Raw genomic sequence first — 14,909 nt, forward strand, 5'->3', positions numbered from 1 at the left:
AAAAAATGAGTATATTAATAGCATGATATGAAAATAAAAATTGTATTTGCAATTCTTCTTACGCTTTTATTAAATATGGTATTGAATACAAATAATATAAAAGGAGATATTATGATTGAAAAAGGCGATAGGATTTTGATTGTTGCACCTCATCCAGACGATGAAGCACTTTCAAGCGCAAAGGTCATTTTGGAGAGCGTAAGTAAAGGTGCAGATGTTTATGTAATCTTTATTACTTCAGGCGAGCATAACACTGACACAATGCTTAAATTTGCCCCATTCCCTGTTATTTCATCGTATCTTCTTGCCTATAAAAGATATAAGGAGGCGCTTGCTGCAGCAAAAATTTTAGGAGTCCCAAAAGACCATCTTGTGTTTTTAGGATATCCTGATTTTGGGATGATGAAAATCCTTACCAATCCTGACAAGACATATTTTTCAGGAATCACTTTTAGAAAAAGCGTTTTTGAAGGTTGGGCCTACGATAAAGGTAAAAATTTTAACTTCAATAATGTTTATACTGCCTTTAAAACGGAATATGAGAAAATCAATCCAACAAAAGTTTTCTATCCATCTCAATATGACTTAAACCCAGATCACAGGGCTGTCTCAGTATTAACGCAGGCAGTTTTAGAAGAGGTTAATAATAAAAATGTAGAGGCATTATCATATTTTGTGCATGCTAAAGGTTGGCCATTTCAAATGGGATATAACCCAACAAAAGCACTTACTATGCCGCGTTTCTTTTTAATTGAGCCAAAAGGTCACATTGAAGATATTACTCTTGAAAGAGAAGATATTGGAAAGAAATTAGCCGCCGTAAAAGCACACAAAAGCCAGTATCTTACAAAGCCAAAGTTCATGGTAAGTTTTGTAAGGAAAAATGAGTTGTTCTTTATTCCGGAGCCTATTAAATTAGGGGATACACTTCCTTTGTGGAGTGAAAAAATCATGGAAAAACTCGATATTACACCGTTTGTTGAAAGTGCTTCAATAAGCGATTTTGGTGATAGTTATGTAATAAACTTCACTTTATTTAAAGGCACACCGAGGCTTTCCAAAATAAACATATTTTTATACCCTGAAAAAACGCAAACAGATTTTGTTAAACTCCCTAAATACAAACTTGAGATCGAAAGAGGACTTACATCAAATCTTGAAGTGAAATTGTTTGATAATGACAAAGAAATTTTTGAAACAAAAGATACAGTTTCTGGCATTGTTAAAGAACTTGATTTTCTATAAATATAAAAAAATCGTATTTTAATGAAGCAGACAAAACGTTTTTGATGTTTTCGTTTGAGCAATTTGGCATACGCTTAACAGAAACACCGTGGTGGACTATTGATTTAAGATAAGATTGGGTTAGACTACAAATAAACTACTAAAGGAGGCACATATGCTAAACGAATTTATGGAATTTTTGAAGCAGTACAATGTTATTGGTCTTGCAGTTGCGGTAATCATTGGAGGAAAATTGAATGAACTTGTGTCAAGTCTTGTAAATGACCTTTTGACGCCTCTTATTTTCAATCCTGTGCTAAATACTTTAAAACTCACAAGTATAGCAGAGTTATCGTGGCATGGTATCTTTTACGGAAAAGTCGTTTCGAATATTATAAGTTTTCTTATTGTTGCCTTTATTGTATTTTTACTCATTAAATGGGCAAACAGTATTTCTAAAGTAAAAACAGTTATAAAGAAAAATTGAATTAATTCCAGGCTTACAAGAATTTTGTCCAAGTTTTGCAAAAAGAGACTCGCGTGGTATAATTATTTCATGATGAGTGTGAAAAAAATATCATTTGTAATTTTGATAGCGCTTATTCTTAATCTATTTACTATTGGTAATATTAATGCTCAAAATTTAAACATTAAACTCATTAGATCCTTTGATTCTCAAATCAACACTATATACATAGCTTCAGCAACTATCCTCATTGGCACAGATGAAGGGCTTTACTACACCTCTGATAATTTTAAGACATTGCGAAAAAAGAACGAAGGCTTGACCGAGTTAAGTATCTCTGCTATAGATTACTATAATGGAAAATATTATATTGGTACAGATGGGGGAGGGCTTTATTTGGGAAGCCTTGAAGACGCACAATGGATAAGTCTCAGGAACCTTGTCGATTGCCCAACAATTTCTTCTATTAAACATGAAGGTGATAGAATTTATGTTGCGTCCTATTGTAGTGGTTTTTTTGCTAGTTTTAATAAAGGCTCCACTTTTTTAAACTTAAACAAGGGACTTTCATCAGTAAAAGCGAGTGCATTTTTAATCGCAAGTAGCGGTTATTATCTTGGAACTGATGAGGGGTTTTATTATGCTAAAACGATAAGCGAGGGTATGGTCTGGAATAAGGTTTTGAATAATGTTTCGGTTAATTCTGTATCAGAGTTTAATGGTGTTGTTCTTGTGGGAACCTCTTCAGGTATCTATTCAGGAAGTGAAAATAAGTTTGAAAAGATTAATATCGTCTCCGGATCTCCTAATATAAAGTTTGTTGAAGCCCATTATAATAGGGTTATTGTTGGGATTGATTCCTTAGGTTTGTTTTTGTCTTGTGATGCAGTCAATTATTTTCTGAATAGTTCTGAGCTATTCTTTGATGTTAGAACGGTTGCGTTTGATAGCGATAAAAAATTAATTTACGTTGGCACGAAATCTGGCAAATTGTACTCCGTTGATTTAAGTACGCCGATTCTTCTTTTTAATAAAACAATTAACTTAGGAACCGTGAGAAAGGGATCAGTCTTCACTTTTTCATTTGATGTCTTTGATTTTAGCTTTAATACACAGGAATTGAGTCTTTCAGGTCCTAATTTTATTCAATTTACAAAAACTTCTTCTGGGAATAAAATAAACTTTTGTGCTAAACTTGATTCATCAAAATTGGCGGCGGAGAAGTACTCTGTGCCACTCGTTTTGAAAAAAGGTTCTGTCGAAGAAAAGGTGTTTGTGAATTTTGAAGTAGTAGAAAATACAGAGATAGTTGTAAGGCTTTACATAGGCTCAACTACTGCTTATATAAATGACAAAGAATACAAACTTGATGCGCCACCTTTTATAGACAAGATATCTAATAGGACTCTTGTCCCTGTGAGATTCATATCTGAAGCGCTTGGTTTTGATGTATTGTGGGATGGCATAAAAAAGGAAGTCACAATTAAAAATAGAGAAAATACAACCGAAATAAAACTTTACATTAACAAAACAACTGCAACTGTAAATGGAAAAAGTATTGCTTTGGATGTTGCACCTGTAATTCTCCCCCCAGGGAGGACTTTTGTTCCTATAAGATTTATTTCTGAAACTTTCAAAGGTACTGTTTATTGGGATTCAAAAACTAAAGAAGTAAAGATTGTTTTTTGAATGGTTACAATAGGTGAAGGAGGACACTATGTCTAACAAGAAGAATAAAAAATCGAAAAAGGTAAATAAAAAAGAAGGGAAACACATTTTAAACAAAAGAGTTTTTTTAATTTTAGGCATTATTGTTTCGATTGTAGTTGTTATAGTCCTTGGGTTCTATCTTAAAAATCGACTATCAGTTCAGAAGTATACAAAAGTTATTCCAAAAGAGGATGTAAGGTCCGAGGTATTTGGCTTTAAAGGCACATTAACTACTCCCAGAGTTCTTACAGACCCAGCACAGTTTTCTGATAGTTTTGCAGCGGAAGACATTGTGGATGATAATGGGAATTCAGTAGGAACTGAAGTTACTATACTTATAGATAACCCATCTTACAATAAGGATAAAAAACGAATTCCACAAAGTGTAGCGATGCTCTTAATCGTTGATCAAGGCCTTAAAATTAAAACCTTAACGCCCTTTAATCCAACGTATTTTGACCTTGGAATTGATTTTGAAAAATACTTTAACGCTTACAAAGGGAAAGATGCAGAAACGATAATAAAACAAACCGATGGTATTTATACCGGTGATAGTTCAGTTGCGACGATTATAAAAAACAAAGTACGAGAGGCAATGAGTCTTCTTTATATAGAAAAATATGGGAAGGAAAAATTTAGTGCATTGGGTGTCTCAGGATATGTATTTTCTGAGAGAGGAACAAAACTCCCGCAGATTAAGTTTAAAGATGTTAACGGAACAGAATACGATATTAATGATTTTAAATACAACAAGATTGTGATTATCGGTGGTAATCCTGGTTGCGGCTCTTGTGTTGAAAGTGTAACTCAACTTGCGAATCTTTTTAAAACATACAACATTGAAAATGTTAAATTTATAGTATTTGCATTTACACAAGAAAAAGACCAACTCTTGCGACTTACAGCACCTCTCGGCGATAATGTTATAGGAGTTTTAGATCCTGATAGAACTGTTGCAACTCAATTGAAAGTGAATGTTTCGCCATATATTGAACTTGTCGACAAGGATCTGACCGTTTACTACAGAGGCCCAGGCGAGCCAATTAAAGAAACAATTGAAAACATAAAAGCGTTCTTACAAAAATAGGAGGATATAATGAAAAAACTTTTTGCTTTTTTAACAATGCTTGTAATGCTTTTTTCAGTCTTGACATTTGTTAGAGGAGTAACAAATTCTATTGGGAATTTGACAATTTCTGTGAGTCCCTCCGATCGAGGTGCTTACGGTGAATATAAAATTACATTTGTAACGCACTCTGACCTTAAGCAGGGATACGATAGAGTATATCTACAGTTTCCTCAAGAATCTACAATACCTTGTACATCTTGTGCTTATGCGCATTGTTCGGATTGCTTTCTAATAAATGGAACAAGGGTAGCAGGCGCAGGTCCTGTTTACGATTTGCCAAAGACAGTTTATTTCACAGTACCGTCCCCTGGAATAAAGGCAAATGACACAGTAGAGCTTCTAATTAAACAATCGGCAAGTTTCCAAAATCCGACAACGCCAGGAGATTACATATTGAAAGTTTGGACTGATCAAGAACCTGAAAAGGTGCAGGCAACATTCACAATAACTTCAACAACAATCCAGAATTTAGGTGCTTCAGCTGATCCGGAATTTACCAACGCAAATATAATGTTATCGCTTGACTTTACCACAGGAAGACTTGGCGATGTGATGAATGGCAAGAATGTGTATGTAAGATTTCAAGACGGATTTATTTTGCCTCAAAAGCCTGATGCAAACTACGTTACGATAAATGGAGAAAACCCTAAATCGGTTTCTATTAATAGTAACACCTTTACTTTAACGCTTGCTTCATCAATTGGGAAAAATGCAAATGTAAAGGTAAAATTCTATCCATCGTTTGGAATTATCTCCCCAAAAAAACAGGGCAGCTACACAATAGAAGTTTTTACAGATTCAGAACCGATGCCTGTTTCAATAAAAGTGGATTTCAAAGATAAAGATTTCGTGCGAACGCTTTTAGAAACAACGCCAAACGAGCCTAACGGCAAAAACGGATATTTCATATCAAATGTCATTGTTAAATTGATTGCCGAAACTAATACGTCTGAGACACCTACTACATACTATAAGTTAGATGATGGAGACTACAAGGTTTTTACAGATCCAATTGTTATTAATGATGGTACCCATACAGTGAAGTATTACAGCAAGACTAATACTCTTACAGAGGAAGAAAAATCGCTTACGTTCAAGGTTGATACGGTAGCACCTCATATAGCATTAAACTTGAAAGACCTAACTTATACTTACGAAAATACAATATTAATAAAAGGTGGACTTTCGGAGAGTGGGGATATATATATCAACGGAAATCAACTGCAAGTGCTTTCTGACTTTTCATTTGAAGGCGTTTACACCCTAAAAGAAGGACAAAACTTTTTCCATCTTATCGCTATTGATGTTGCAGGCAACAGAACCGAAAAACTTTTAACGGTAATCTTAGATACCACAACACCCGTTCTTACGATAGAATCTCCAAAATCAAACTTCGAGAAATTCTCAAACTTTATTCTTGTAAAAGGGAATGTATATCCATCAAATTGTTTTGTTCTTGTAAATGACAAGATGGTTGAGGTAAATGGAAATGGTGACTTTGAATATAAACTTATTCCGAACTCAAAGAATAATATGCAACCTGTGAACCTGAAAGCCATTTATCCTCTAACGGGTAAATCAGTAGAGCAAAAGTTTGTAGTGATGTATGTATTTGATAATACCGTAAAACTTCAGGTGGGTAGTAAAAATATTTCCGTCTTTGGAGAGACGAAAACCATGGATGTAGAACCGTTTATTGACAAAACAAGTGGAAGAACCCTTGTTCCTGTGAGATTTGTTTCGGAAGCATTAGGCTTTGAAGTTTCATATGATTCAAAAACAAGAACAGTCTTATTACAAAAGGAGAATGTGAGAATCGAACTTGTTATTGGAAGTAGGTTTGCAATCGTAAATGGAGTAAAGAAGAGCCTTGATGTTGCACCACTTATAAAAGATGCAAGGACATTTGTTCCGCTAAGATTTATTTCAGAAACAATGGGGTATAAAGTTGACTGGAACGCCGAAACCAAGACCATAGTTATTACCCCATAGTAATGTAAGATACCCATGAAAAGATTTGTGTTAATCTGGTTAGTGGTTACAGTCGTATTGCTGCTTCTAGCACCCTCTGTTAAGGGAGATACGCCTAGCATTAAAATTCTTTTCTTCTCCACACCTGGGTGCTCTGAGTGTGCACTTACGAAGTCATACCTTGAAACCCTTAAGGAAATTTATCCGAATATTGAGGTAAAAGAGTTTTCGGTGTCGGAACCTAAAAATAAGGAACTTCTTGCAAGCCTTGGAAAGATTTATAATCTTCCTGAAAACAAACTTAATGTTACACCTGCAGTTTTTATTGGGAAAAGCGTGTTTGTAAGGGAAGAAGCGTATAAAAATGTTGAAAATACAATTAAGAACTTCAACTACGATGACAATGCTTTTCTTAACGAAGCGCTAATCAAAGCACAGGGCGAAAATTCAGAACTCCTTGAGTTGTTTAAAAAATTTGGTGTGTTAACGGTTGTAGGGGCAGGGCTAATTGATGGCTATAATCCGTGCGCAATAACGGTTTTGATATTCTTTATTTCCCTTCTTGCGCTTAGAAAGAAAGATAGGCGTGAGATTCTTCTTGTTGGAATTCTTTTTACTTTGGGCATTGGTGTATCCTACCTTCTTTTGGGCATTGGACTCTTTGAACTAATATCAAGATGGAAATATTTTGATTATATCTCAAAGTATGTGTATCTTGGGACTGCAATCGTTACCTTTGTGCTTGTTGTATTAAACTTCTCTGATTACTTAAAGGCAAAAAAGGGAGATATAAAGAATATGGCGCTTCAACTTTCTACAGCCGAGAAAAAGACAATCCATACATTGTTGAGAAATCCCAAGGTCCTTACGGAGTTTATCTTTGCGTTTCTCGTTGCATTCCCTGTGTCAATTGTGGAGTTTTCATGCACGGGACAAACGTATCTTCCAACAATTGTTTATATCTTTGGGTTGGATTATCTTAAAGCACAGGCGTTTTTTTACCTTGTCCTATACAATTTTATGTTTGTATTGCCTTTGATTGTTATCACCTATGTTGCATACCGGGGATCAAACTCAGAGAAGATTTCCAAGTGGTTTACGGATAATTTGTCTACAATTAAACTTGCAACAGGGTTGCTCTTTTTGGTTTTATTTGGATACCTTTTCTTGAAGACACTGAGTCTTTTTAACATAATTAGTTTAAGAATTTAAGTAGATCTATTAAAAGACGAATTTGTAATTTCAGTTTGAGGCGCAACTCTTGTTGTGCCCCTTTTGTATATTACTTGTGATCCATGATTTATAATGCGTGATGCTTCAAGTAGTTCTGAAAAACTCAATGGCTCAACAATGTAAGCTGGAGCACGCACAACCGTGTTTATGTGAATTTTATCTGGTCGTATAAGCGTTAAGGCGTCGTATAAATTTAAGTAATTTTCAATTGTATTATTGATACCCTTTACAAGAAGAACTTCAATCCAAAGTTCGTGCGTGAAAATTTTTCTAAATTCGATAATGCCTTTAATTACATCTTCAACCTTTATGTCGGGATGGTTTAAATTGATTTTCTCGTATGTTTCTTTATCGGTTGCGTTGAGCGTGAATTTTACGATATCAGCACTTAATAAGTCCATCTTCGCATCGTTTTGTGAGATTAGGGATCCATTTGAAAGCACTGCAACAGGAATGTCTGTTATTTTCTTCAATTCTTTAATGATATATCCAAGCCTAATATGAAGCGTAGGCTCCCCGAGACCAGAAAAAGTTATGTGGTCGATTTTTGTTGTGTTGTTTGTTAAAAAGTCCTTTAATTCTTCAAGAATTGCTTCTGCCGGGATATATTCCTTTCGTTCGCTTGTAAGAACTGTAGTTTTTCCGACCTCACAGTAGATACAGTTAAAACTGCATACCTTATGAGGCACGGTTGTAACCCCGAGCGACACCCCCAGTCTTCTTGAAGTTATAGGTCCATAAACGTATCTGTATGCCAATTCTTCTATTCCCTCTAATTAATCATCAAACGATATGAATTTTATATAATTTTTCAATCCTGTCAATAGGTTTTGAGGCATTTTTTACACTTTTTTTCAAAATTCTTTAAAGCATTATTAGAAGCGATTTTTTTGAAGTTTTTGGAAATTGCCAATTAAAATTTTGGTGATAAATAACTTTGTAGTATAATAAAAATCTGGATTGGAGAAAATTGCAATGGAAACTTATGAGAATAGAAACACTTTTAACAGGATAAGGAATAGATTTTTCCTTCATTTTCCTTCCTTTAAATACAGGAATTTCAGATTATTTTTCTTTGGACAGGTAATTTCTGTTATTGGGACATGGATGCAATCAACAGCACAAAGTTGGCTTGTTTTACAGATTACAAATTCTCCTTTTAAACTTGGACTTCTTTCTGCTGTGCAATTTCTTCCTGCCCTATTCTTATCACTTTATGCAGGCGTTATAATCGACAAGTTTTCTAAGAAGAAAATCCTCATATTCACACAGAGTTCATTAGCACTACTTGCCTTTGTATTAGGCCTTCTTGTTACATTAAAGGTTGTTCAATACTATCAAATTTTAATAATTGCATTTTTGTCAGGACTTGTAAACACAATAGATATGCCTGCAAGACAGTCATTTTATATAGAACTTGTAGATAAAGAGCACTTAATGAATGCAATTTCATTGAATTCGTCTGCCTTTAACCTTGCAAGAATTTTAGGACCTGGGATTTCTGGGGTACTTATTGCAGCAGTTGGATATTCGTGGAGTTTTTATCTCAATGCTATAAGTTTTATCCCTGTTATTGTTGCAATTTTCTTCATTATTGAGCGCACAAAAAGGCCTGGTAGATTTAGTCTTAGAGACCTTGAGAATGTTAACAAAGATGCGGTAGAAGGCGTAAAATATATTCTTAAAATCCCAATAATTCTTATCATATTTGCTCTTTTTATCGTTGTTAACATCTTTGGACTTAATTTTAATGTACTTGTTCCAACGCTTGTAAAACAGGTTTTTAAATTGAAATCGACAGATTACGGTTTCCTCATGTCGATGATGGGTGTTGGTGCTCTAACAGGGTCTCTTTTCCTTGCGGTTATAAGTTATAAAGGAGTAAAACATTTCTATTTGTTTGGTGGCGCATTTTTGTTAGGGCTAACCCTTCTTTTAACGGGGCTTTTTCCGAATTACTATCTTGTAATTGCGCTTACGACATTTTCTGGATTTTCAATGGTGCTATTCCTTAATACTGCAAATACGCTACTTCAAATGGAATCATCAGAGAAATTTAGGGGAAGGGTGATGAGCATTTACTCTCTTATCTTCCTTGGATTTACGCCTTTTGGTGCGCTTCTTACTGGCACGTTGAGTGAAAAAATTTCAGTTCAGTTTACATATTCGTTTATTGGCATAATTGTAATTTTAACCACATTTATCGTATATTTTGTTGGATATAGAAAAGTTTTCGGAAGAGAGGGACTACACATAAGAAGAGTATCAGGTTCTTACGAAGGGAATTTTCCTAAAAAATGAAAAAGCATTTTCAACTTCTTTACGATTTTTTTATTATAGGGCTTTTTACAATAGGTGGAGGATATGCAATGATTCCCCTTATGAGGGAAACTTTCGTGAAAACAAGAAATTATCTTACAGAAGACGAATTTTTAGAGATGCTTGCGATTTCACAGATTACCCCTGGACCAATTGCAATTAACATGGCAACATTTATCGGGTATAGAGAAGGAGGTCTTTTGGGTTCTACCTTTGCAACCGTTGGTGTTGTGCTTCCTTCGTTTATCGTCATTCTTCTTATTTCGATGTTTTTTGCAAACCTTACTCAAATTCCTCAGGTGAAGAAGTTTTTCATAGGAATTCTAACAGGTGTTGTTGGAGAGATAATCTATATTACATTTGATATCTTTAAGAAAGCCAAAAAAACCATATTATACATTTTGATACTTTTACTTTCTCTTGTGGAACTTTTCGTTTTAAAGATAAATCCGATTTATGTAATTCTTATTGGTGGCGCATTGGGGATAGTTTTTGGGAAATTTTTCGAGGATAAAAATGGCGCTTCTTCTTAGGTTATTTTTTGAGTTTTTTAAAATAGGAATTGTAACCTTTGGCGGCGGACAAGCAATGCTTCCCCTTCTTCAACACTCCTTTGTAACTGAACTTCACTGGATTACGCAAGAGCGTTTCCTATATTTTGTATCTGTTTCTGAAGTTACCCCTGGTCCTGTTGCGCTTAACATGGCAACCTTCATTGGTTACGAACTAAATGGCGTTATCGGTTCTGCTTTTGCAACTCTTGGCGTTGTGATGCCGTCATTTCTTGTGATTCTTGCTATTGCACACTTTGAGAAGAAGTTTAAAGAGAGTGTTTTGTATAAACGATTCATGTTTGGCATAAAGCCTGTTATCATAGCACTTCTCATAAATGCAATATATCTTATTATAGGCCGTGGATTTGTTGGTTTTATTCCTTACCTAATGGCTATTGCAAGCCTTGTTGTGTTCATTTTTTATAAGAAGTCGCCTGTTTTGATACTTCTTGTTGCGGGAGTTATTGGAGTGTTTGTTTTAAGATAGTGTCGCAAAACCCTGATTTTATGCGGGTTTAATTTTTTGTATCTCCCAAGACTATCCTCTAAAAACCCGCATAGTACCGTTGAAGGCGCATAAATACTTGTATAAAACTATGCGTTTATTTCGTTTTAGAGCGTCAACTTTACCCTAAAATGGGTTAAAGTACTTACGAATAAATTTTTGCCCTTTGTAGCGCATTTATATGAGTTTTATAAAAAGTTAAGAAACACTTTCACAACTTGTTTTATTGGGTTTAAAAATCTGTTTATAATTGCCCAATCTTTAAGTGTAAATTCTTAACCAAATGTCTCTTAAGATGCTCTTTTAATGTTATTATATTAATCTGTGGGTTAAATTCTTGCAAATTTATTACCTCACTTTTAACACTTTTTACAAAACGCTTTTCACTTTCTTCATAGGGGTGCCCCTGAAGGATTTCTTTAAGAATCTTTTGGTTTGCGTTTACAAGAATTGATATATGATACAGAAAATTTCTTGATACAGCAACACTTGACCCTGCAATCTTTTTATAGTTTATAAATATTCCGTTTCTTTCGTTTACCCTAACAGGGTTTCCAGTTTCTTTTTCAATTGCATCTGCAATTAAATTCGTAAGATATTTTGCTTCATCGATTATGTAATTTGAAAATAGCCAAAGTTCCTTTTCCTTTATAATTGTCATATTTAACACACCTTCATCATGATAAACGGCACCTCCTCCTGAAAATCTCCGTAAAACTGGTATTCCCAAACTTTGTGCAAGGTCAAGGTTAACTTCATATTCAACTTTTTGGAATTTACCAATTATAACAGATGGAGAATTGACCCAAAACCTCAGAATTATTTTGTTGGATAATGGGCTCTCGAAAAGGTCCTGCTCTATCTTCAAATTTTCAAATGGATCAAAGGAGTTGCTTTCAATAACTTCAATTTCCATATGTTTATGCTTGCGTAAAGAATTTTCCTTTTATTCCTTCTTCAAGTGCTCTTTTAAAATCAAGCACTTTTGGGCCATTAAGAGTTAAGGATACGGAAGCGACACTTTCTTTATAAACTTCGATTTTTCTTTCTCCGTCAAGCGCTATGGTTCCTCTTTCCATGAGGAGTTTATAAGGTATGTTTTCGTGTAAAATCCCAGATTCTTTTATATTTGCTTTTGCAATTTTTCCTGGTGCAATGGGGAAAAGGATTTTTTCCCCAGTATCTGAAAGTATTGCAAAACCTCCGTATGGATCGTTTCTCCGGATTGGGTGCTCGTATGCAATAACCGAGGAAAATCCAATGTTTGTTACCTCTGCTACAGTTACAAAAATTGCTTTAATAGATTTTTCATTCCAAACAGCCTTAGAACCAATAAATTGCTCTTTTGAAACTGCAATATCAACGAGTGCCAAATCAGAAATGTCATTTATTTTTATTCTAAGCAATTTTTCTCTTTTTGTAAGTTCTTCTTTTTCTTCTGTTAAAAGATATGAAATTATAGAAAGTGCAACGGTTGTGCTCTCAATCATCTGCGGGAATGCATTATTTGTGCCTGTTGAAATTGGGGCAAGTGGCATAGGGTCATCAAGATTTAGCCCCTTAACAACAGCCCTATTTGTGCCATCACCACCTATTACAATTATGATATCAACTTTCTCTTGCATAACTTTTGCGGCATTAGTGCTATCTATCTCATCAAAGGTGTAATCAATTTCTATTGGGTTTGCCTTTATGTTTATTCCTTTAATTCTTGCAAGTGCTTTTCTTACAATACCATAGCTATCATCCATATAATAAATTTCTTCAACACCGAAATAGTTGAAAACCGAAAGAATTCTCTCTACGATATTTACCTTTTCCTCGTTATCAAATACAGAAGCCTTTGACACAAGCCTTCTTATATCTTTCCCTGACTGTGGATTTGCAATAATTCCAACCTTACCAATCATATTTGACATTATAAGTAAAAATTAACAATTTGCAAAAAACTTGCAAAGGTGTAAAATATTTTTATGGATGGCAAAATAAAGGAAAAATTTTTAACAGTTTCCTATAAAGAACTTGAGGAAAGGAAATCACAATATGCTTCTTATATTTCCAATTTGAAAGACATTTTTTCTTCTTTTTCTAAGGATACACCGCTAACCGTATCTTTTGTCGACAAAGATGGAGTTGTTCTTTTTACAGTAGGAAATTCTGAAGATTCGACAATTTTTGAAGGTCTTGTTTTTGATGAAAGGTTAGGTAATACTGCCATAGGCAAGGCACTTCAAACAGGTGTGCCGTGTGAAGTAAAAGGGAGGGAGCACACAAATCCCAAATTTTTTGAATGGTCATGCAGTGCTGTCCCAATATATGAAAAGGATAATTTAATTGGAGTAATAGGTGTTTCTACACGCTTGCAAGATTATCCGCCATTTACAATTGAACTTGCGAAACTCATTGCAAGTAGTGTCACAAAACAAGTTCTTCTTGATAGTGCTCTAAAAGAAATGAATATTTCAAAAAAATTTATACAAGTTTTTGCCGAAGGGAACAAAGATGGAGTATTGATTCTCGATAAGAATGCAAATGTAGTATATATAAATTCTGTAGGCGCCTCGATTTTAAGGATAAACCAACAAGAAGCAATAGGTAGAAATGTTACGGAAATTGTTGACTTTACACCCGTTATACTTGAGGTTTTTAGGACCCATAAAGGCTATATTGATAGAGAATTTATAATTGAGAGTCCTTCAAGAGGCACATTGCATTTCATAAAAACTGCAGTAGTTCTTCGCGATGAAAATGGCGAATTTGCAGGCGTTGTAGATTTCTTTAAGGAGATTGAGAAGGTAAGAAAATTTGTAACATCATTCATTGGGGCAGAAGCACGCTTTACGTTTGAAGATATAAAAGGAAGATCCCAAAAATTTGTGGAAGCAATGAGAATTGCAAAAATTGCTGCTCATTCTAATGCCTCGGTATTAATAACTGGAGAAACTGGAACGGGCAAGGAAATGTTTGCTCAGGCAATTCATTTTGAAAGCGCAAGAAACAAAGGTCCTTTCGTTGCTATTAATTGCTCCGCCATTCCACAAGAGCTTGCTGAAAGCGAATTCTTTGGGTATGAGGGTGGCTCTTTTACAGACGCAGACAGAAAAGGTCGAACTGGGAAATTTGAACTTGCCAATGGTGGAACATTGTTCTTAGACGAGGTGGGAGACCTTCCACTTTCACTTCAACCTAAAATTTTACGAGCACTTGAAGATAAAGTTATAACAAGAGTTGGAGGAACAAAGTCAATTAAGATAGACGTGCGTGTAATTGCTGCAACGAACAAAAATCTTGAAGAACTTGTTAATCAAAATCTCTTTAGACGTGACTTATATTATCGGCTTAATGTAATTCAAATAAACATTCCACCTTTAAGAGAAAGAAAAGAAGACATAGAAGTTCTTGCAATGCATTTTCTTGAAAGGCTTTCAAAATCCCTCGGAAAAGAAGTAAAAGGGTATGATAAAAGTTTTATTGAACCCCTTCTAAATTACAGTTTTCCCGGGAATGTAAGGGAACTACAAAATATTATAGAAAGAGCCATAATAACTGCTGATTCAGATACGCTTACAGCACAACACCTTCCTAAGGAGATATTCAAACAAGAAAATCCGGATTTAAATTTTCCAGATTATTCTTTTGATGAGATGAGAAAAAATCTTGTAATTAAAGTTCTTTTTGAAACGAATTTTAACATAACTAATGCATCAAAGAAATTAGGCATATCGAGACCCACGCTGTATAAACTCATTAGAAAGTATAATATTAACATTACTCAACATCTGTAAAAGCAATTTACAC

General features: G+C 34.6%; 13 protein-coding genes. 10 read left to right on the plus strand and 3 right to left on the minus strand.

Annotated elements, in window-relative coordinates:
- The first annotated feature begins 27 nt into the window (after positions 1-27).
- The 6 genes from CSE_RS00675 to CSE_RS00700 all read left to right on the plus strand — a co-directional run bounded on the left by CSE_RS00675 (position 28) and on the right by CSE_RS00700 (position 7,712).
- On the plus strand, positions 28-1,245 hold the full coding sequence (locus CSE_RS00675) for a PIG-L deacetylase family protein (RefSeq protein WP_014452692.1): 1,218 nt from the start codon (positions 28-30) through the stop codon (positions 1,243-1,245).
- Between the two features lie 154 nt (positions 1,246-1,399).
- The gene (mscL, locus tag CSE_RS00680) at positions 1,400-1,711 is read left to right on the plus strand and encodes a large conductance mechanosensitive channel protein MscL (protein WP_014452693.1); all 312 of its coding nucleotides are present in this window, start codon (positions 1,400-1,402) and stop codon (positions 1,709-1,711) included.
- Positions 1,712-1,789: 78 nt separating this feature from the next.
- Positions 1,790-3,379 (plus strand): copper amine oxidase N-terminal domain-containing protein, encoded by a 1,590-nt coding sequence (locus CSE_RS00685; protein ID WP_172633852.1) that lies wholly within the window; start codon positions 1,790-1,792, stop codon positions 3,377-3,379.
- 28 nt (positions 3,380-3,407) lie between these two features.
- Positions 3,408-4,487, plus strand: coding sequence for a TlpA family protein disulfide reductase (locus CSE_RS00690; RefSeq protein WP_014452695.1), 1,080 nt, complete (start codon positions 3,408-3,410; stop codon positions 4,485-4,487).
- A gap of 9 nt (positions 4,488-4,496) precedes the next feature.
- A complete protein-coding gene (locus tag CSE_RS07785; protein WP_014452696.1) occupies positions 4,497-6,521 on the plus strand; it encodes a copper amine oxidase N-terminal domain-containing protein in 2,025 nt (674 codons plus the stop codon).
- A gap of 15 nt (positions 6,522-6,536) precedes the next feature.
- On the plus strand, positions 6,537-7,712 hold the full coding sequence (locus tag CSE_RS00700) for a cytochrome c biogenesis CcdA family protein (protein ID WP_014452697.1): 1,176 nt from the start codon (positions 6,537-6,539) through the stop codon (positions 7,710-7,712).
- On the opposite strand, the gene CSE_RS00705 is transcribed toward CSE_RS00700, so the two are convergent.
- The gene (locus CSE_RS00705) at positions 7,709-8,491 is read right to left on the minus strand and encodes a radical SAM protein (RefSeq protein WP_014452698.1); all 783 of its coding nucleotides are present in this window, start codon (positions 8,489-8,491) and stop codon (positions 7,709-7,711) included. The genes CSE_RS00700 and CSE_RS00705 overlap by 4 nt on opposite strands.
- Positions 8,492-8,708: 217 nt before the next feature.
- On the opposite strand from CSE_RS00705, the gene CSE_RS00710 reads away from it, so the two are divergent.
- Genes CSE_RS00710 through CSE_RS00720 form a run of 3 tightly spaced genes read left to right on the plus strand, consistent with a single transcriptional unit; the run spans position 8,709 to position 11,093 of the window.
- A complete protein-coding gene (locus CSE_RS00710; protein ID WP_014452699.1) occupies positions 8,709-10,034 on the plus strand; it encodes an MFS transporter in 1,326 nt (441 codons plus the stop codon).
- Positions 10,031-10,585 carry a chromate transporter gene (locus CSE_RS00715; protein ID WP_014452700.1) on the plus strand — a complete coding sequence of 185 codons (555 nt, stop codon included), beginning with the start codon at positions 10,031-10,033 and terminating at the stop codon, positions 10,583-10,585. Before CSE_RS00710 ends, CSE_RS00715 begins: the two co-directional genes overlap by 4 nt.
- Entirely contained in the window at positions 10,569-11,093 is a 525-nt protein-coding gene (locus tag CSE_RS00720) for a chromate transporter (protein ID WP_014452701.1), read from the plus strand. The genes CSE_RS00715 and CSE_RS00720 overlap by 17 nt, the downstream gene beginning before the upstream one ends.
- 262 nt (positions 11,094-11,355) lie before the next feature.
- Here the strand turns inward: CSE_RS00720 and CSE_RS00725 are convergent, their stop codons facing one another.
- Together CSE_RS00725 and CSE_RS00730 are read right to left on the minus strand one after the other, a co-directional pair.
- On the minus strand, positions 11,356-12,027 hold the full coding sequence (locus CSE_RS00725; RefSeq protein WP_014452702.1) for a lipoate--protein ligase family protein: 672 nt from the start codon (positions 12,025-12,027) through the stop codon (positions 11,356-11,358).
- Between the two features lie 4 nt (positions 12,028-12,031).
- Positions 12,032-13,021 (minus strand): diacylglycerol kinase family protein, encoded by a 990-nt coding sequence (locus CSE_RS00730; protein WP_041726208.1) that lies wholly within the window; start codon positions 13,019-13,021, stop codon positions 12,032-12,034.
- Positions 13,022-13,084: 63 nt separating this feature from the next.
- On the opposite strand from CSE_RS00730, the gene CSE_RS00735 reads away from it, so the two are divergent.
- The gene (locus CSE_RS00735; RefSeq protein WP_014452704.1) at positions 13,085-14,896 is read left to right on the plus strand and encodes a sigma-54-dependent Fis family transcriptional regulator; all 1,812 of its coding nucleotides are present in this window, start codon (positions 13,085-13,087) and stop codon (positions 14,894-14,896) included.
- Positions 14,897-14,909: the final 13 nt, after the last annotated feature.

It is taken from the genome of Caldisericum exile AZM16c01 (assembly GCF_000284335.1).
GTDB lineage: Bacteria > Caldisericota > Caldisericia > Caldisericales > Caldisericaceae > Caldisericum > Caldisericum exile.